Consider the following 18,287-nt stretch of genomic DNA (forward strand, 5'->3'; position numbering starts at 1 on the left):
GGCTGCGCGCCGACCACGGCCTCACCCTCGTCCTGATCAGCCACGACCTGCCGCTGATCCACCGCCACACCGACACCGTCCTCGACCTCGGCACCAACGCCACCTGGCCGCCGGTGCGTCCGGACGTCGCGGCGGCAAAGATTGGCGGAGAGTTTTAGGCACGGCTTACCAATCCGGCTGCGGTCCTCCCGTCGCCGAGCCCCCCGGAGACTCGCCATGTCCGGCCCGGAAATCGCCCTGCTCGGCCGGGCTTCACCATCTACCTGGGCCTGCCCCATCGGCCGGCGACGGCGCGGTGCTCGCCGCGGGTCTGACCGTCAGGCTGGCCGGACTGGTCCGGTACGACCGATGGGCGGCCCGCCGCAGCACACCCGCTCCCCCGCTGTCACACGGGCCCGGAGCGATGGCCGCCACCGAACTGGCCCCGAGAGCCCGCTCCCGCGCCGCGGACCTCACGCTGATAATCGCCGTGGGCATCGGCCTGCACAATTTCGCGGAGGGCCTGGCCATCGGCAACTCCGCCGCGGCGGGCGAGCTCTCGCTGGCCGTCCTGCTGGTGATCGGCTTCGGCCTGCACAACGCGACCGAGGGCTTCGGCATCGTCGCCCCACTGGCCGCCGCGGGCGAACGCCCGTCCTGGGGCAGCCTGGCCGTGCTCCGCCTGATCGGCGGCGGCCCGACCTTCGTCGGCACCCCATCGGGCAGCAGATGGTCAACGAGACCGTCAGCGTCGCCTTCCTGGGCCTGGCTGCCGGATCGATCCTCTACGTGGTCATCGAGTTGCTGGCCGTCGCACGCCGCGCGGCGATGAAGGAGCTGACCACCGGGATGATCCTGGTCGGGCTGCTGCCCGGCTTCGCCACCGACGCCGTCCTCATCGCCGTCGGAGTCTGAGGACCGACCGTGCACGCTACGGCTGTTCGATCACCTGGGCCAGATACAGCGGCTCGCCGAGCTTCTCCAGCAACTCCAGCTGCGTGTCCAGGTAGTCGATGTGCTGCTCCTCGTCGGCGAGGATGTCCTCGAAGATGTTCGCCGACGTGACATCGTCCTTGGCACGCATCACCACGATTCCGCGCCTGAGCCGGTCGATCGCCTCGACCTCCACCTCCCGGTCCGCCTCGAACATCTCCTTGACCGTCTGCCCGATCCGCACGTGGAACAGCCGTTGGTAGTTCGGCAACCCCTCCAGCAGGAGAATCCGGTCGGTGAGCGTCTCGACGTGCCTCATCTCGTCGAAGGACTCGGCCCGGGTATGGGCGGCCAGCTTCGTACAGCCGTTGCTCTCCTGCATCTTGGCGTGCAGGAAATACTGGTTGATCGCCGTCAGTTCCGCAGTCAACTGCTCGTTGAGGAACTCCACAATCTCAGGATCGCCCTGCATGGCGCTCTCGATTCTCTCCCGCGCGCGACCATGGAGGCCGTGAGACCGGGCCGGCCATACCTTCACCGTACGACGGGCCCGCCACCACTCGCCCGAGCAACGACGCCGGCCCGGACTTCGGGTGAATGGGACTCCTGATTCGCTCCCGTGCGGCGGACCGCGAAACGCCGCGAGACCGGACCGACCGTACCTCCACCGTACGACGGGCCCGACCCCCACCCTCCTGAGCAGCGGGACCGGGCCGAACCTACGGTGCGGCGACGATCGCACTTAGCCGGGCCGGGCGACGTGCACGGTGCTCCCGTGGCACGTGCGCCCGGCCTGGCTGTCGTGTCGTGGCGGTGTCAGCGGACGACGTTGATGTAGCTCATCATGCCGTTGTCCTCGTGGGCGGCGATGTGGCAGTGGAACATCCACTTGCCGGGGTAGTCGGCGAAGTTGACCCGGATCACGACCTGGCCCGGTACGCCGTCGACCGCGTGCGGGACGGGGATGATGTCCTGGCGGTGGGTGTAGGGCTGGGCCGCGCCGTTGACGGACGCCACCTGGAAGGCGTTGGTGTGCAGGTGGAAGGGGTGGTCCTCGCCGGAGTGGTTGACGATGGTCCACTCCTCGACCGTGCCGAGCTTCGCCGGGGTGTCGAACACGGAGCCGTCCATGGAGAACTGCTTGCCGTTGATGTAGAAGACCGTGCCGTCGCCGTTCTCGGACAGGTCCAGGGTGCGGCGCTGGGCGATCGGCACGGCCGACAGGTCTGCTGGCGCGGTCGGCATGGCGCCGGTCACGTCCGGCATCCGGCGCTCGGGGTGGCCGGCGACCTTGACGGTGGCCAGTGCTGTGTCCGGGTAGGAGTCGCCCTGGGGGCCGTTGCCGTAGGCGGTCGTGCGCAGCGTGGCCTGGCCGGGGTTGGCGTTCGCGGTGACGAGGACGTCGTAGCGTTTGCCCGGGGGAAGCAGCAGGGTGTCCGCGTTGGTGACGTGCGCGACGGGGGTGCCGTCCTCGCCGATGACGGTGAAGTGGTGACCGTCCAGCTGGAGTTGGTAGAAGATGTCGGCTCCGGCGTTGACCAGGCGCCACAGCTGGGTCTCGTTCGGGCGCATGGACAGCACCGGCCGCAGCTGGCCGTTGACCAGGCGCACGGTCGGGTTGTTGGAGTTGATCGACGCTCCGGCGGCGTTCTGCGGGATGTGCCCGGCGGAGTCGAGCTGGACGTCCTTCAGGACGACGGTGTGCGCGGCGATGTGCCGCAACTGCTTCGGCAGCAGAGTGCGGTCGTCGCCGACGACCAGGGCTCCGGACAGGCCCGCGAAGATCTGGTTCTCCACATCGCCGGGCATGAAGCCCATGTCGGACATGCCCTGGGAGCCCGGGGCGGGACAGGTCGTGCCCATGGCGTGGCTGTGGTACCAGTAAGTGCCGAGCGGGTGGTTCGCGGGGATCGCCAGCCGGTAGGTGGTCGATGCTCCTGGCGAGACGCACAGGAAGGAGTCGTCGGACTGCCCCTCGGGCGAGACGTGCAGGCCGTGGAAGTGCAGGTTGGTGGCGACCGGCAGGTGATTGACCAGGCGGACGGTGACAGCCGAACCCGGTGCCGCGTGGATGGTGGGGGCGACGAAGGAGCCGTCGTAGGACTCGCCGTACACCTTGCGACCGGAGACGTCGAACCGGGCCTGCTTCGCGTCCAGGGTGATCGTCAGGTTCCGATCGGCATCGCCGTCGGTGTCGGCGTTGGCAGGGTCGTGGAAGGGCTGCCCGACTGTCATTCCCTTCTCCTGGTCGGCGGTGGACGGCGGCCCGGCGTCCGCCGGGGAAGCCGCCATCGCCTCGGTGCCGACAGCAGCCGCCGATATCAGCAGCGCCACCGCGGCCATGGCGTGGAACACACGTCTGGTACGCCGTATCTGCAGCCGGTGGGTACCGGCCGGTCCTTCGATGTCGTCGGACATCGGTTCTCCACTTCATGAGGGTTGGGAACACAGGATGCCGCGCCGGTCCGGTGTTCGCTCCTCAAGTCGCCGAATTGCGGGCCGACTTGGCTCCCGGCGGCGTTGCCCGTCTCGATCGCGTGACCGTCGGACGCGGCCGATGGCCGGACGCGGGCGAGCGTCCGGCCACCGCGTGCGAGCGGAGAAGAGGCCTACTGGAGCAGGCCGGCATCCTGGAGGAGCTGCAGGGCGTCCTTGCCGTCGCCGAGGTCCGCGACGGGGGCGACGGTGCCGATCGAGTCGAGCGCGGGCAGGTTCTCCTTGCTCTTCACCCCCGCGACCAGCGGGTACTCGTAGCTCTGGGAGTTGGCGATCACGGTCTGCGCGGGGGCGCTGGCCAGGTAGGCGAGGAAGGCCTGGGCGGCGGCCTGGTGCTTGCTGCTGCCCAGCACGGCGGCACCGGAGACGTCGACCAGCGCGCCCGCGTCACCCTTGGTGAAGTAGTGCAGCACGCTCTTGGTGCCGGCCGCAGTCTTCTCGTCGCGCAGGCGGTACCAGTAGTAGTGGTCGACCACCCCACCCTGGACCTCACCGCTGTTGACGGCGTTGGCCAGGTCCTCGTTGCTGCTGTAGACCTTCGCGTTCGCCTTCAGGCCGGCCACCCACTGCTTGGCCGCGTCCGCACCACCGGCCTTCAGCACGCGGGTGACAATCGGCGCGAAGTCGGTCTCGCTCGGCGCGATGCCCAGGCGGCCCTTCCACTCCGGCTTGGCCAGGTCGAGCACGGAGGCCGGCGGAGCGGTGTCGGCCGGGGTGCCGGTGGCGGCGACGAACGCGGCCGTGCGAGCGGAGACGCCGACCCAGTCGCCCTTGGGCGAACTGTCCTCGGCCGGAACGGACTTGAGGGTGTCCCCCTGCACCTGCGCGAGCAGCCCCTTGTTCTCCAGGACGGTCAGCGCCGGGGGGTTCTCGGCGTAGAACACGTCCGCCGGCGAGGCGCCACCCTCCTGGAGGATCTGGTTGGCCAGCTCTGCCTCATCCCCGGAACGCAGCTGGACCTTGACGCCGGTGCGCTTCTCGAAGTCGGCCGCCAGTGCCTTCGTGGTCTCCTCGTGCTGGCCGCTGTAGAGCGTGATCGACTGGCCTGCCAGCGACTGGCCGCTCACGGAGGGCGAGGCATCCGCGGCGGGCTTTCCGGCCGAGGTGCCGCAGGCCGACAGGGCGAGGCAGGCGACGGACAGGGCGGCGACGGCGACGAGCGGGCGTGCGGTTCTGGGCACGATGGGTTCTCCGATCCAGGCAGGACGGTCGATGACGAATGGAGCCGGACGACCCCCCGGTGGTCGGCGGTCCGCGGAGTGCGGACCCGGCGCCGAGGACTGTAGGACAGGCAAGCCTCACCTAACAAGCCGAGATGGGCTTGATCAGGTCTCGATTGAGTACCGGCCCGCCGGCAGGAGAGTGGCGCGCCCCAGGGGGAGGCGGCCGTGCGCCCACAGAGGAAGTCGGGGATTCCGCCGACAGTTCCCTCCCCACCAGTCAGGACTGGGGCCTAAGGCAAGCCTTGCCTATTCTGCTGCGCACGGCTCTCGCTACGAGCCCGTCCGCCGAAACCGCAGGAGCGATCACGTGGCCGTACAGCGCCGACCCGTCACCGCGCGGCAGCCGGCCACGGCCTGCGCCGTCCGGATCTGCCAGAGGTGAGACCGACCCTGCCCTCGGACGAGGGCGCGATCTACTGCCGCATCCCCCACCTGCGCTGCCGGGACCAGACCACCGTGGACCGCCGGGAGCGCGGCTGCCGCGAACTCGCGTGGGAACTCGGAATCCAGGTCGACCCCCGGCACGTGTATCTCGACACCCGGGCGATGTCCTGGCAACGAGACCGGACCCGGTCGGGCTGGGAGGCGATGCTCGCCGCAGCCCGTGCCGGCGCCTTCCGGCACCTCGTCTGCTACGAGCCGGAGCAACTGATCTGGCAGCCCTTCGACTTGGTGGAACTGCTTCGAACCGCCGAGGCCCATGGCATCCTCCTCCATGGTTGCGTCGCCGGCCGCGATCTCACCGACCCCGAGCAGCGTCGCCTGCTGCTCGGTGATGCCGAACGCGCCTGCCGTGCCGCCTCGGGCGTGTCCGCCACCGCCAAAGCCGCACACGAGCTCACCGCGGCCCGAGGTCGCCCCCACGGCGGCGGACGGCGCGCCTACGGCTACGAGGCCGGCACCTATCGCCTGATCGAGGCCGAGGCGCTCATCGTCCGGGAGATCTACAGCCGCTTCCTGGCCGGGGAGTCGACCCGCGGCGTGCCGACCTCCGGCGGCCGCCGCTGGACCGTCGGCGGCGTCGCCCGCGTCCTCGACGCGCCCCGATACGCGGGGCTGCGCGTCTTCCGCGGCGGCGTCCTGCGCGAGCCGGACGGCGGTTACGTCAGGGCCACCTGGGAGCCGTGCGTCAGCGACGCCGAGTGGGAACAGGTCCGCGACCTGCGTGAGAGCCGTAGTCAGGCCAGTGCCGTCGGTCAACGCCCCCCACGCCTCTACCCGTTGACCGGACTTCTCCTGTGCGCAAGGTGCGACCGCCACATGGTCGGCCACATGATCGGCACCTACCCCTTCTACTCCTGCACGGCCAAGAGCGGGCTGGCGACAGATCGCTGCCGACGACACATCGCCGCCGGACGACTGGAGGCCTTCGTGGCGGAGTCAGCCGTCACCGCCCTTGAACAGTGGCAGGGCGGCGACAACATCGCCCCTCTCTCAGCACCGGACCCGGCCGACGGCCACCTCGCCGACCTCGACACCGACCTTGAGCACCTTGCCCAGCTCGCCGGTCTGCGCGAGAACGAGCGGCTCACCCCCGCCGAGTACGTCACACTCCGTGCCGCCGCGCTCAAACGCGTTCGGGCAGTTCACTTCGGCGTCAGAGTACGACCGGTCGAGGCCCTCGACGGTGTGGCCACCGGACCTGATGCCCGGTTCCATTGGCACCGGCTGCCGCCAGAGCGCAGAGCGACCGTGCTGCGTCTGCTCTTCTCCTCGATCCGGATCGGCCCTTCCGCGACCGGCCCTGGTGTGTTCGACTACGACCGCATCAACCTGATCGGGTATAGCCCGCCGGGCCCGACGGGCTGAGCACTTCCGCGCTGGCCTCGGCCGTTCCGTGCACGAGGTGAACCGGCGCTCAGCCGGCGGGGCGGCGTGAGCACGCCAATGGCGACATCCCGCCCGGTCAAGCCTCGGTCATGGCGCGGACATCCGCCTTGTTCGCGGGTCCGCGCTTCGCTACCTTTCTGCCGCTGACGCCGTAGAGGCTCAGCACCACCCCCATGGCATGCCCAGAACACCCCCATTCGGCTGGGCTCCCGTTTCCCCCTCCGGAGGCCTTGTCGCCCCGCCCCCGGCCGAGCCGCCTGGGCAGCCGTCTGCACGTGCGCGTTCCCCCTCATCCCCGGGCCTGCCCGAGAACCGGCACCCCCACAAAGGCGTGTCCTCGCCTGACCGGGGCCCAACCCCCATACGGGAGGGCTAAGTTGCACACCCTCATCCGCTCAGCGCTACGCCGCGGCGGGCTCCGGGCGACCACCGCGTCCCTCGCGGTCGGCGCCGTGGTGGCCGCCGGCCTCGCCGTCGCGGCGCCGTCCGACGCCGCGACCACCGCGTCCGGCGCGAACGCCAAGCACGTCTGCGCCAAACCGACCCAGCGTCACCAGATGGCCTGCAACGCCCTGGTACGCACCGACGTCGTTCAGCCGCACGCGTTCTCCCTCAACGCCGTGTCGCCGAACGCGACGCCGTCCGGCTACGGGCCGGGCGACCTCCAGAGCGCCTACAGCCTGTCGGCCAACGGCGGCGCGGGACAGACCATCGCCATCGTCGACGCCAACGACGACCCCAACGCCGAGTCCGACCTGGCGACCTACCGCACGCAGTACGGGCTGCCTGCGTGCACCACCGCCAACGGCTGCTTCAAGAAGATCGACCAGAACGGCGGCACCAGCTACCCGGCCGGTGACACCGGCTGGGCGGGCGAGATCTCCCTCGACCTCGACATGGTCTCCGCCGTCGCCCCGAACGCCCACATCCTGCTGGTCGAGGCCAACTCGGCGACCATGGCCGACCTCGGCGCCTCGGTCAACCAGGCCGTCACCCAGGGCGCCAAGTTCGTCTCCAACAGCTACGGCGGCCCCGAGGACTCGACCGACACCACCTCGGACAGCCAGTACTTCAACCACCCCGGCGTCGTCATCACCGTCTCCTCCGGCGACTCCGGCTACGGCGCCCAGTACCCGGCGGGCTCCCAGTACGTCACCTCGGTCGGCGGCACCTCGCTGAGCCGTGACTCCAGCTCCCGTGGTTGGGGCGAGACCGTCTGGGGCTCCAGCGCGGGCGGCAACGGCGCCGGCTCCGGCTGCTCCGCCTACGACCCCAAGCCCAGCTGGCAGACCGACAGCGGCTGCTCCAACCGCACCATCGCCGACGTGTCGGCGGTCGCCGACCCGGCCACCGGCGTCGCGGTCTACCAGACCTACGGCGGCAGCGGCTGGGCCGTCTACGGCGGCACCAGCGCCTCCGCTCCGATCATCGCCGCCGTCTACGCCGACGCCGGAACCCCGGGCGCGAGCGACTACCCGACCAAGTACCCGTACCAGCACACCGGTTCACTGAACGACGTCACCAGCGGCGCCAACGGCACCTGCTCACCGTCGTACCTGTGCACCGCGGGCGCCGGCTACGACGGCCCGACCGGCCTCGGCACCCCCAACGGCCTGGCCGCCTTCTCGGCCGGCAGCAGCACCGGCAACACGGTCACCGTCACCAACCCGGGCAGCCAGACCAGCGCCGCCGGCGCCGCCGCCTCGCTGCAGATCCACGCCAGCGACTCCGCCTCAGGCCAAACCCTGACGTACTCGGCCACCGGCCTGCCGGCCGGCCTGTCCATCAGCTCCAGCGGCCTGATCAGCGGCACCGCCACCACCGCCGGAAGCTACAACGTCACCGTCACAGCCCGCGACACCACCGGCGCCACCGGCTCCACCAGCTTCACCTGGACCGTGACCGGATCCGGCGGCAACGCCATCACCAACGGCGGCTTCGAGACCGGCAACCTGACCGGCTGGACCTCCGCCGGCTCCACCTCCGCCACCACCGCCGCCGCCCACACCGGCAGCTACGGCGCCATGGTCGGCTCGACCAACCCGAGCGCCAACTCCTCGATCGCCCAGACCTTCACCGCGCCGGCCGGCTCCAGCAAGCTGTCCTTCTGGTACAGCAACACCTGCCCGGACACCCTCACCTACGACTGGGCCACCGCCACCCTGAAGGACAACACCACCGGCACCACCACCACCGTCCTCGCCAAGACCTGCGCCGCCACCTCGGCCTGGGCCAACAAGACGGCGACCGTGACCCCGGGCCACAGCTACACCCTCACCCTGTCGAACCACGACGACAACTACCCGGGTGACCCGACCTACACCTACTACGACGACGTGACCGTCTCCTGACCCATCAGCAGGTCAATCGGTGGGGCCGCGGCCGACCGCGGCCCCACCGGCACGCCCGTCGCCGTGTCGGGCCACCAGGACCGAGCCCGGCTACCGCCCCTCGACACCCGCCGGGTTCGCCCTGCCCGAGGAGGCCGCGATCAGGTGATCACCGCGTCGGCAGGATCGGCCACCGGCGACAGATCGTGGCTGATGGCGGCGAGGGCGAAGCCGCGCTCGGACCGGTGACCTGGCCGTCCTCCAGATAGCCGCCCACTCCGCCGGCAGCCTGGAGGGCCCCGTCTTCGCCCGCCTGGCGGCTCACCGCCTCGCCCGCGGTGGGTCCTCGACCAGTTCCGCAAACACACCATCGTTCTGGGCCTCCCCCGCATCGGCCTCCACGACCTGCGCTACACCGCCGCCGGCATCCCCCTCGCCGTCGTCTCCAAGACCCTGCGCCACTCTACAGTCGCCATCAACCTCTACGGCCACCTCCTCGCGGACCCGGACCTCGTCCCCGGGCCGCAGCGACTGCGCCTGCTTGGCCGGCTCGCCGTTCACCCGCACGTGCCCGGCCCAGCAGGCCGTCGCCGCCAGCCCACGCGCCTTCGTCAGCCGGACCCACCAGACCCAGCTGCCCCGGACGCTTCCCTCGCCTTCAGCCATTCCCGCAGTTCAAGAGCCGATCGACTTCAGATCCGACTGACTACGCCGCCCTGGGCGCTTCCTGGACCGCCCAGCCGTTGCCGTCCGGGTCGTTGAAGAACACGAAGGAGTTCCACGCCTCCCCGTGCTCATTCACCCGCGCCCCCGCCTCGAAGTGCTGGACGGGGCTGACCTCGGCGCCCCGCGCCACCAGTTCGGCGTGCGCCTTGTCGATGTCCGGCACCACCAGTTGGAGTCCCTTCACCGACCCGGGCGCCGAATCGATCACCCCGGTGCCCACCACGATCGAGCAGGTCGAGCCCGGGGGAGTCAGCTGGACCACCCGGACGCCGTCCCGCAGCCGGGTGTCGTGGTTGACCGTGAAGCCGGCTTGCTCCTCGTAGAACAGCTTCGCGCGGTCCACGTCCGCCACCGGGACAACCACGACTTCGAGCTTCCAGTCCATCGCCCTCACCCCTCTCGGCTGGGCTCTTCCAGTATCCGTCCGCCCTTCCCGGTCGAGCCGTCGGATAGCCTGAGAACACGGTGAATCCCCAGAGCACGCCCGCCGCCGCGACCCCGTTCACCACCCCGTGGGGCACCTTCCGGCTCACCCGCCACCCCGAGGACCCGCACGAGCGGCTGCGCGCCTAGGACGCCGCCGACGAGTACCTCCTGCGCCACCTCGCGGGCGAGACGGACAGCGCCGACGGCACCGCCACCGAACTGGACGGCCGCCGGATCGTCGTCCTCGGCGACCGCTGGGGCTCCCTGACCACCGCGCTCGCCCCCTGAGTCCGTGCAGATCTCCGACTCCCACCTCGGCCGCGAGGCCACCCACGCCAACCTCGCCCGGGCCGGCGCCACCACCGACCCGCCCGGCTGCTCACCACCCGCGACACCCCGCCCGAGCGCATCGACGTCCTCCCGAGCCCGTCCGGTGTGAGACCAGGAGGGGCGCGCGGCCTGGCGCACCTTCGCCGGGTCCTCGTTGAGCGCGTGGCACCGACGATCGTCGGCGCCACGGGCTCGCCATTGACCGATCCGATGCCTCCGTCGTGTCCCGTCCGTCAACCTGCGGGAAGCAACACCACGAACCTCGCGCCCTCGGACGAGTGCGCGAGGGTGATGTCGCCCCCGGCGGCGCGGGCGAGGCGGCGGGCCAGGGGAAGGCCGAGGCCTGCGCCGTCGTGGCCGTCGCCCGGGTGGGCGCGGCGGCCCGCCTCGAAGACGGCCTTGCCCATCGTCTCGGGCACGCCGCAGCCGTCGTCGGCTATCGTCACCTGCACCCCGCCGGGCCGCCGCTCGGACTCCACCGTGATCCGGCGCACCGCGTAGCGGCGGGCGTTGTCGAGCAGCGGCGTCAGGATGCGCTCCATGAGCGCGTCGGAGATGCCCGCGGTCGCGCCGTCGCCGGCCACGGTGACGGGCGGAGCGTCGGGGTGTTCCTCGGCGCTGCGCCGGGCCAGTGCGCGGGCCACGTCGTCCACGGCGCAGCGGCCGGGCACCTGGGCGCTGCGGGTTCGGGCCTCGGAGAGCAGCGTCTCGCAGATCCGCCGCATTTGGGCCGCGGCGGTGGCGATGGCCTCGTGCGAGGTGCGTTGGTCGGCGGCGTCCCGGGGACGGGTGGTGAGCCAGTCGGTCTCGGCGGTGATCCTGGCCAGGGGGGTGCGCAGCTCGTGGGAGAGCTCGGCCGTCAACTGTTGCTCGTGGCGCAGCAGGGCGGCTTGGCGGTCGAGGAGTTCGTCGAGGTTGCCAGCGAGCCCGGCGAGTTCGGCGAGGTGGCCTTCGGCGCCGAACCTCTGGGTGGTGCCGTGCTCGCTCCACTCGGAGGCCTGGGCGCTCATCTGGCCGACCGGCCGTAGGGCCCGGCCGACTACGGTGCGGGTGACCAGGTAGATGCCGCCGAGCAGCAGTACGCCGAGTCCTATCGAACCGGCCAGCGCCGACCGGGCGCTGGATCGGTACGCGTCCAGGTTGACCGAGGCGACGACTGTGCCCACCTGGTGGTCGCCTGTCATGACGGGCAGCGCGTACATCCGGAAGGCGTGCGGTTCGGAGGTGTCCGTGAAGGTCTCTCCGTTCCCGGCCAGGTGGTCCGCACGGTCCTGGAGCGCGCTCGATGCGCTGGGGCGCTCGATTGCCGTGGTGCCCTGGTAGATCCAGATGCCGACGTCGAGCGCCGTGTCGTCGGTCGGTTCACGTACCACGATCCGGCCGTCCGGTTGGGCCTCCACGGTCGCGGCCACCGCCTGCGCGCGGGTGCGCACCAGGTCGTCGGACTGCTGGCGCAGGTGCGCGCCCAGTTCCACGTTGAAGACGGCGGTGAGCAAGGCGACCCAGATCGCGGTGGTGGCCAGGGCGAGCAGGGCGAGGCGCCCGCGCAGGGTGGCGGGGGCTCTCATCTTCTTCATGGGGTCCTCATGCGAAGCGGTATCCGACGCCGCGCACCGTCAGGATGCCCTGCGCGCTGCCCGCCTCCCGCAGCTTGCGCCGTAGCCGCGCCAGGTACTGGTCGAGGGTGTTGTCACTGACCTGGGCGCCCTCGGGCCACCCCGCCCGCAGCAGCGTCCGCCTGCGGACCACCGCGCCGGGGGCGGACATCAGGCAGGCCAGCAGCCGGAACTCGGTCGGGGTGAGTGCCACCGCCTCGCCGCTCGTGGGCTCCAGTACGTGCGCGACCGGGTCCAGCCGCAGACCGTCGACCTCAACACCGGGCTCGCGCGCGTTGCGGCGCAGGGCAGCGCGTACCCGGGCCGCGAGCTCGGTCAGATGGAAGGGCTTGGCGAGGTAGTCGTCGCCCCCGGCCGAGAAGCCCGACAGTCGGTCGGGCAGCGTGTCGTGGGCGGTGAGGAAGAGTACGGGCGCGTCGAAGCCCGCCGCGCGCATGGCGTGGCAGACGTCGCGCCCGTCGGAGTCGGGCAGGCCGATGTCCAGGACCACGGCGTCCACCCGGTCGTGGACGGCGCGCAGCGCGCCCGCCCCGTCGGCGGCGGTGAGCACCTCGAAGTGCTCCTCCCGCAGGCCTCGGGCGAGCACGTCGCGAAGTCCGTGGTCGTCCTCGACGACCAGCACGCGGTGAGCGGTCATGCGGGCCAGTATTGCCCGGCCGGGGCGCATCCCCGAAACCGTGCTCAGGTTGTGTTCAGGTCCGCTGTGTCAGCCTCGCCCCCATGGCTACCACCACTGAACGGGCCGCGGCCAGGCCCGACGCCCACCGGATGCTGAACAAGGTTCCCGAGGTCACGATCTGGTTCTGGGTGATCAAGGTCCTGTGCACCACGGTCGGCGAGAGCTTCGCCGACTGGATCAACACCACCCTCGGCGTCGGCCTGATCAACACCGCGTTGATCTTCACCGCCGTTCTGGCCGCCGTCCTGGGCTGGCAACTCAGCACCAAGCGCTACATCCCGTTCGTATACTGGCTCACCGTCGTGGTGCTGAGCGTGACCGGCACCCTCTACACCGACATCCTCACGGACAGCCAGGGCGTTCCCCTCGCGGTGAGCAGCAGCGTGTTCGCCGCCGTCCTCACCGTCGTCTTCGGGATCTGGTACGCCCGCGAGCGGACCCTGTCGATCCACAGCATCGTCACCCGTCCCCGTGAACTCTTCTACTGGCTCGCGGTCCTGGTCACCTTCGCCCTGGGCACCGCGACCGGCGACTGGACCCTGGAACTGACCGGCTGGACCCCGGACGTCTCCGTGCTCCTCCCCCTCGGGCTGATCGCGGCGATCGTCCTCGGGTGGCGCCTCGGCGCCGGCGCGGTGCTCTCCTTCTGGCTGGCCTACATCCTCACCCGCCCGCTCGGCGCCAACCTCGGTGACTGGCTCGGCTCGCCCGGCGACCAGGGCGGCCTGGGCCTCGGCACCGCGGTGACCAGCGTGATCTTCCTGGTCGCGATCCTCGCCACGGTCCTCTACCTCACGCGTAGCCGCAGCGATGTCATCGAGGCCGACGACCTGTCCCAGACCCCGCGGGCCGTGAACCCGGCGCGTGAGCGGATCATGCTCGGCTACTACGCCGTCGTAGCGGTCGCGACCGCGGCCCTCCTCGTCTGGGCGCACCAGCAGCCGCACGCGGCGGCGGCCGGCGAGGCCGACGCCCCCGCACCCGCGACCGCCTCCCTCACCCCCCAGCAGGCGACGTCCTCGTTCCCCCCGGCTGACATCGCGAAGTTCCGCACGATCACGGCCGACACCCTGGCGAAGCTCAACTCGGGCAACCAGGCGGCCGCGACCACCCGGGTGACCGACCTCGAAACCGCATGGGACGACGCCCAGCCCACCCTCGAACCCAAGAACGAGCAGGCCTGGACCTTCCTCGACGGCGAAATCGACCACGTCCTGAAGGCGCTGCGCGCCAAGAACCCGGACAAGACCACCGAGGTCGACGCTCTCAACACCCTCCTCACCTCACTCGGTTAAGAACCCCCAAGCGCCTTGATGGCCCGACCTCCCCGGGGCGGGCCATCAAGGCAACTTCACAAATGGATGAAGGACCCGGCCATGCGCCGGATGACCGACCACATGGGCCGCACCCCCCGGCGGGCGACGCTGGCGCGATCTCAGGTGGGCCGCCATCGACCGTCCCCGGGAGGCGGGCATGACGTCCGGTCAGGTATTCCGCCGATCCGGCGGATGCCGATGCCGCCGAGCAGCCGTCGCCGACCATCACCCTGACCTCCGCGCAGGCCCGGTTCGACATCTCCGGCCGCAGCCTGTACGGCAAGTCCGACAACCGCCGGTTCGTTGCCCCTACCATCCGCGTGGCGCCCGCTTCTGCCGTCACCGTCCACCTGGCGAACCACCTGCCGGTCGCAACCAATCTGCACTTCCACGGTCGCCCTCGAGCCAGTCGGACGGCCCGTTCCTGTGTGTGGCGCCGGGAGCCTCGACCACCTGACAGCTGACCATTCCCGCCGACATCTGCTCGGCACGTACCAGTGTCCTGCGGTGTTCCCCAGCAGGCGGCCTGACAGTCGGCGGCCCGGCCGCAACGGCCCCGCAGGCCGTAGTCGCGGTCCACGCATCCGGCCGCGGGTCGATCGCCCAAGGTCATCCGGTCGGCCTTGCGTGCAGGACTTCGTCGGTATCGGGGTCGGCGACCTCCCAGCCGAGCGTGTCCGCAATCCTCACCGCCAGCGCCAGTGCGCTCTCGTAGGCCTGGGGAGAACCGGAGGAACAGATCAGCTCCACCATGTTGATCCGCTCGGGCACCTTGCCCTTGTGGACGGCGTAGTTACCGGCCTCGTTGCACGCGATCAGCGACAGATCGAGCCGGTCGAGGCCATCCTCGGCCTCGTAGCAGCCCAGGTCGCTCCTCCGCAGGCCGGGCACCGAGTCCAGCAGCTCCACCAGCACGCTTGGCGGGACGCTTTCCCCGTAGCGACAGTCCGAGCGAACAGTCAGGTACCAATACACTCCCGCATCCTCGCATCCGCCCCAGAGACGGCAAGGCGCCGAGGTAAGCTTGCGGATACCTTACGAATTCCCGTGCCAGGATCTACCTTTGGCTCATGGCCATCCGAAGCTCATACCCGTTGGCGGGAGTTGTGAAAACAGCCGCAGCGGGTGCGCGGGTGGTGTTCGTACCAAGGCGGTTCCGGGAGTTGGGCTACGCGTTCGGCGCAAGCGTGCTGGTCCCGGTCTGGGTGGCGGCCCCGCTCCTGGTGCTGGCGCTGGCAATCGCCGCGCTCTTTGGGGTGTTGGGGTGTTGATCAGGCGGTCGCTCCGCCGAGGTAGAGGTCTCCTGCGCAGTCGAGCGCTTCTTCAGGGGAGCCGGCGGGCAGTCCGCTGGGCAGGATGTTGTCCCGGTAGCTGTCGTTGCTGGCCAGGTAGAGAGCGAAGCCCCAGGTGTGCAGCACGCCGGTGAACCGCAGGCGGCACAGCGGGATAGTCTGCTCGCCAGGTAACTCGGCATCCACATAGGCGAATCCGGCGCGGAAGCGGACCGTGATGGCGTTCACGTGCGGCCGGCGCTCGCGGGCATGACGGTTCAGGCACTGGCGCAGGTGGTGCTGCATCGATTCCGGGGGGGTTCTTCGGCACGGGCCCCATCCTGCCGGGTGCGGCACGGGCTCGCCGTGATCTCGGTCTGGCCTCGCGCTGAGCGGTGGAGGCCAGACTGCTGTGTGTGCAGGGGGAATGGGTTGGGGATCCGGTCGAGCCGAACGTGTGGGAGACCTGCCGGGAGCTGATCCCGGTGGGGATGTTCCCGGACATGTACCCGTCGACGAACGGGCGGCCGAGCATGCCGCCGCAGGTCCTGGCCGCCACTGGCTCGTCGCCCGGGGCAACCGCAGAGTCCCCTACCGAGGCGCTCTGAAGAACAACACCTGGCTCCACAACCGCGCCGCAGCCCTCAACCTCCGCCGCCTCATCAACCTCGGCCTCACCTGGACCCTCACCCCCGCAACCACATAGCGCAGGAGGGGCTGTTCCCGAATCGGGACAGCCCCTCCACCAGCAAGATCTTCAGCGACCTTCTAGCCTTTACAGCCGGGGACGGCCCCGGTTGGGGCGCAGTTGTCCGGCTCGTTGTCGCGTACCTCTGAATCGTGCAGCAGCACTTCCTGGCTCGTGAAGATGCCGCCGCCGCTACCGGGGCCGCCGTTCGCAGTGTTGTCCTTCACCTTGGAGGCGAACAGGGTCACCGTGCCGTCGTTGTAGATACCGCCGCCCTTGCTTGTCCCGGTGTTGTTCTGCACCGTGGAGCCGGTCAGCGTCGCCGCACCGTTGTTGTAGATACCGCCACCGGTCGCTGCGGTGTTGTCCTGCACCGTGGAGTTGGTCAGCGTCGCCCAGTTGCGGATGTTGATACCGCCGCCGATCGCTGCGGTGTTGCCCCGCACCGTGGAGTCGGTCAGCGTCAGTACGTTGTCATCCTGGATGCCGCCGCCCTTGCTTGTCGCGGTGTTGTTCTGCACCGTGGAGCCGGTCAGCGTCGCAACGCCGCCGCCCCCATTATGAATGCCGCCGCCGCTGTTTGCAGCGGTGTTGTCCTGCACCGTGGAGTGGTCCAGCAGCATCGAGCCGTCGTTCTTGATGCCGCCTCCGTCGTGCGTCGCGGTGTTGTTCTGCACCGTGGAGTGGTCCAGCAGCATCGTGCCGTCGTTCTTGATGCCGCCTCCCTCGTGCGTCGCGGTGTTGTTCTGCACAATGGAGTGGTCCAGCACCAGCCCGCCGCTGTTGCGGATGCCGCCGCCGTCATTGGCGCTGCCACGGGTGATGCTCAGATTCTTGAGCACCACCCGCCGGGGCCCGCCAGGAACCATCACAGTAGTGCCGGCCTGGTTACCGTCGAGGACAGCGTGTTTGTGTTTCTCGCCGATCAGGGTTAGGTCCTTGGGGATGGTGAAGTTACCCTCGCAAGTCCCTCTCACCAGCAGCGTATCCCCCGGCTGAGCAGCGGAGATCGCGGGCTGAAGGGCTCCAGGGTTATCTCCGCAGTCCACCTCGGTTCCCTTGTCAGGGTGCTCCACGGCAGCAGCCGGGACCACTCCGACCAAGCCAACGGCACCTGCCGCCACCGTCACCGTCGCCGCCCAGCGGCGCCACACTACCTGGGGTGCCCGCCCAAACATCCAGTTCCTCCTGTCCGATACACAAGGGACGCCCGACCGTGCTGCCCTCCGTCGTTTCCAGCACCGACGGTCTTGAGCACCTGCCCGGGAAGAACGGGTGCCCGGCTGAGCGGGAGGTGTACCGGAGGCAGCCTCTGCCTCGCCCGAGCGGATGCAAGACGTGACCGGTATGGCCCATGACGGGAGTGGAAGGAATCGAACACTGCCTGGCGTCCGAACGCTCTGAGCCCGTGCCAGATCCGTGCCAGAACGTGCGGTCAGGAGGAATGCTCAGAACCTGTGGATCGGCTCGGGAGGGCGTACCTTCCTGGGTGATTGATCGATAGGTCACCGAGCAAGACCGACGTTGCAGCGCCGGTCGGGAAGGCACGCCCTGTGCTCACCGTAATCAACGAGGACGGCACCACGCGAGATGGCTCCCTGCTGGACGAGATCGTCCGCGAGGGCGCGAGGCGAATGCTGGCCGCCGCTCTGGAAGCAGAAGTCAACGCCTACATCGCCGAGTTGGCCCACGAACGGGACGACAACGGTCGGCGGTTGATAGTCCGCAACGGCTACCACCAGCCCCGGCAGGTCACCACCGCCGCCGGCATGATCGAGGTCAAGGCCCCGCGGGTGAATGACAAGCGCGTCGATGAGAACACCGGCGAGCGCAAGCGGTTCTCCTCGGCGATCCTGCCGCCGTGGTGCCGCAAGTCCCCGAAGATCGCCGAGGTGCTGCCGCTGCTCTACCTGCACGGCCTGTCCTCGGGCGACTTCGTGCCCGCCATGGAGCAGTTCCTAGGGAGCTCGGCGGGACTGTCGCCGGCCACGGTGACCCGGCTGACCGCCCAGTGGCAGGCCGACCACGCCGCATTCCAGGAGCGCGACCTGTCCGGCACCGACTACGTCTACGTCTGGGTCGACGGCATCCACCTGCGCATACGCCTGGACGAGACGAAGGCCGCCGTCCTGGTGGTGATCGGCGTGCGTGCGGACGGCACCAAGGAACTGGTCGCGATGGCCGACGGCTACCGGGAGTCGTCCGAGTCCTGGGCCTCGCTGCTGCGGGACTGCGCAAGACGGGGAATGCGCGCGCCCGCGCTGGCGGTCGGCGACGGTGCACTCGGGTTCTGGAAGGCCCTGCGCGAGGTCTTCCCCGACACCCGCGAACAAAGGTGCTGGGTTCACAGAAGCCGTAAGGAATCAACCTGTTGCTTCGGGGGCAACGGCTCGTTGATCTGGTATGGCGATCACGGAACAGATGCTGTCCCAACTCGATTGTCG

The 18,287-nt window shown here is 69.9% G+C and carries 16 protein-coding genes and 2 pseudogenes; 8 read left to right on the forward strand and 10 right to left on the reverse strand.

The window, feature by feature from the left end; translation table 11 throughout:
• Nucleotides 1–403 precede the first annotated feature (403 nt).
• Both ABZW30_RS43485 and ABZW30_RS43490 read left to right on the forward strand, forming a co-directional pair.
• Nucleotides 404–586: pseudogene (locus tag ABZW30_RS43485) on the forward strand (zinc permease); the annotation flags it as partial.
• 122 nt (nt 587–708) lie between these two features.
• A complete protein-coding gene (locus ABZW30_RS43490; protein ID WP_355676876.1) occupies nt 709–894 on the forward strand; it encodes a hypothetical protein in 186 nt (61 codons plus the stop codon).
• A 16-nt stretch (nt 895–910) separates the two neighbouring features.
• Here the strand turns inward: ABZW30_RS43490 and bfr are convergent, their stop codons facing one another.
• The 3 genes from bfr to ABZW30_RS43505 all read right to left on the reverse strand — a co-directional run bounded on the left by bfr (nt 911) and on the right by ABZW30_RS43505 (nt 4,589).
• Nucleotides 911–1,384 (reverse strand): bacterioferritin, encoded by a 474-nt coding sequence (bfr, locus tag ABZW30_RS43495; protein WP_355676861.1) that lies wholly within the window; start codon nt 1,382–1,384, stop codon nt 911–913.
• Nucleotides 1,385–1,728: 344 nt separating this feature from the next.
• The gene (locus ABZW30_RS43500) at nt 1,729–3,330 is read right to left on the reverse strand and encodes a multicopper oxidase family protein (RefSeq protein ID WP_355676862.1); all 1,602 of its coding nucleotides are present in this window, start codon (nt 3,328–3,330) and stop codon (nt 1,729–1,731) included.
• A gap of 191 nt (nt 3,331–3,521) precedes the next feature.
• The gene (locus tag ABZW30_RS43505; protein WP_355676863.1) at nt 3,522–4,589 is read right to left on the reverse strand and encodes an extracellular solute-binding protein; all 1,068 of its coding nucleotides are present in this window, start codon (nt 4,587–4,589) and stop codon (nt 3,522–3,524) included.
• Between the two features lie 420 nt (nt 4,590–5,009).
• Here ABZW30_RS43505 and ABZW30_RS43510 point away from each other — a divergent pair, with 420 nt between their 5' ends.
• Nucleotides 5,010–6,440: a recombinase family protein gene (locus ABZW30_RS43510; protein ID WP_355676864.1), complete on the forward strand. Its 1,431-nt coding sequence runs from the start codon at nt 5,010–5,012 to the stop codon at nt 6,438–6,440.
• A gap of 398 nt (nt 6,441–6,838) precedes the next feature.
• Entirely contained in the window at nt 6,839–8,812 is a 1,974-nt protein-coding gene (locus ABZW30_RS43515) for a S53 family peptidase (protein ID WP_355676865.1), read from the forward strand.
• A gap of 300 nt (nt 8,813–9,112) precedes the next feature.
• On the opposite strand, the gene ABZW30_RS43520 is transcribed toward ABZW30_RS43515, so the two are convergent.
• The gene (locus ABZW30_RS43520) at nt 9,113–9,457 is read right to left on the reverse strand and encodes a S4 domain-containing protein (protein ID WP_355676866.1); all 345 of its coding nucleotides are present in this window, start codon (nt 9,455–9,457) and stop codon (nt 9,113–9,115) included.
• A 40-nt stretch (nt 9,458–9,497) separates the two neighbouring features.
• Complete coding sequence (locus ABZW30_RS43525) at nt 9,498–9,902, reverse strand: VOC family protein (protein ID WP_355676867.1); 405 nt, start codon at nt 9,900–9,902, stop codon at nt 9,498–9,500.
• 80 nt (nt 9,903–9,982) lie between these two features.
• On the opposite strand from ABZW30_RS43525, the pseudogene ABZW30_RS43530 reads away from it, so the two are divergent.
• Nucleotides 9,983–10,363 (forward strand): annotated as a pseudogene (locus ABZW30_RS43530) (50S rRNA methyltransferase); the annotation flags it as partial.
• 143 nt (nt 10,364–10,506) lie between these two features.
• Here the strand turns inward: ABZW30_RS43530 and ABZW30_RS43535 are convergent.
• On the reverse strand, nt 10,507–11,850 hold the full coding sequence (locus ABZW30_RS43535) for a HAMP domain-containing sensor histidine kinase (RefSeq protein ID WP_355676868.1): 1,344 nt from the start codon (nt 11,848–11,850) through the stop codon (nt 10,507–10,509).
• Between the two features lie 7 nt (nt 11,851–11,857).
• A complete protein-coding gene (locus ABZW30_RS43540) occupies nt 11,858–12,526 on the reverse strand; it encodes a response regulator transcription factor (protein ID WP_355676869.1) in 669 nt (222 codons plus the stop codon).
• 83 nt (nt 12,527–12,609) lie between these two features.
• Here ABZW30_RS43540 and ABZW30_RS43545 point away from each other — a divergent pair, with 83 nt between their 5' ends.
• Both ABZW30_RS43545 and ABZW30_RS43550 read left to right on the forward strand, forming a co-directional pair.
• Nucleotides 12,610–13,863, forward strand: coding sequence for a hypothetical protein (locus tag ABZW30_RS43545; RefSeq protein WP_355676870.1), 1,254 nt, complete (start codon nt 12,610–12,612; stop codon nt 13,861–13,863).
• A gap of 293 nt (nt 13,864–14,156) precedes the next feature.
• A complete protein-coding gene (locus tag ABZW30_RS43550; RefSeq protein WP_355676875.1) occupies nt 14,157–14,348 on the forward strand; it encodes a multicopper oxidase domain-containing protein in 192 nt (63 codons plus the stop codon).
• A gap of 145 nt (nt 14,349–14,493) precedes the next feature.
• Here ABZW30_RS43550 and ABZW30_RS43555 read toward each other — a convergent pair whose 3' ends face one another.
• The 3 genes from ABZW30_RS43555 to ABZW30_RS43565 all read right to left on the reverse strand — a co-directional run bounded on the left by ABZW30_RS43555 (nt 14,494) and on the right by ABZW30_RS43565 (nt 16,919).
• Entirely contained in the window at nt 14,494–14,799 is a 306-nt protein-coding gene (locus ABZW30_RS43555; protein WP_355676871.1) for a hypothetical protein, read from the reverse strand.
• A 356-nt stretch (nt 14,800–15,155) separates the two neighbouring features.
• Nucleotides 15,156–15,461 (reverse strand): hypothetical protein, encoded by a 306-nt coding sequence (locus ABZW30_RS43560; RefSeq protein WP_355676872.1) that lies wholly within the window; start codon nt 15,459–15,461, stop codon nt 15,156–15,158.
• Nucleotides 15,462–15,923: 462 nt separating this feature from the next.
• Nucleotides 15,924–16,919, reverse strand: a complete 996-nt coding sequence (locus tag ABZW30_RS43565; protein ID WP_355676873.1) for a hypothetical protein — start codon at nt 16,917–16,919, stop codon at nt 15,924–15,926.
• Nucleotides 16,920–17,396: 477 nt separating this feature from the next.
• On the opposite strand from ABZW30_RS43565, the gene ABZW30_RS43570 reads away from it, so the two are divergent.
• The coding region (locus ABZW30_RS43570) for an IS256 family transposase (RefSeq protein WP_355676874.1) at nt 17,397–18,287 on the forward strand (891 nt) is incomplete at its 3' end.

Origin of the sequence: Kitasatospora sp. NPDC004669 (genome assembly GCF_040609455.1) — a bacterium.
Taxonomy (GTDB): domain Bacteria; phylum Actinomycetota; class Actinomycetes; order Streptomycetales; family Streptomycetaceae; genus Kitasatospora.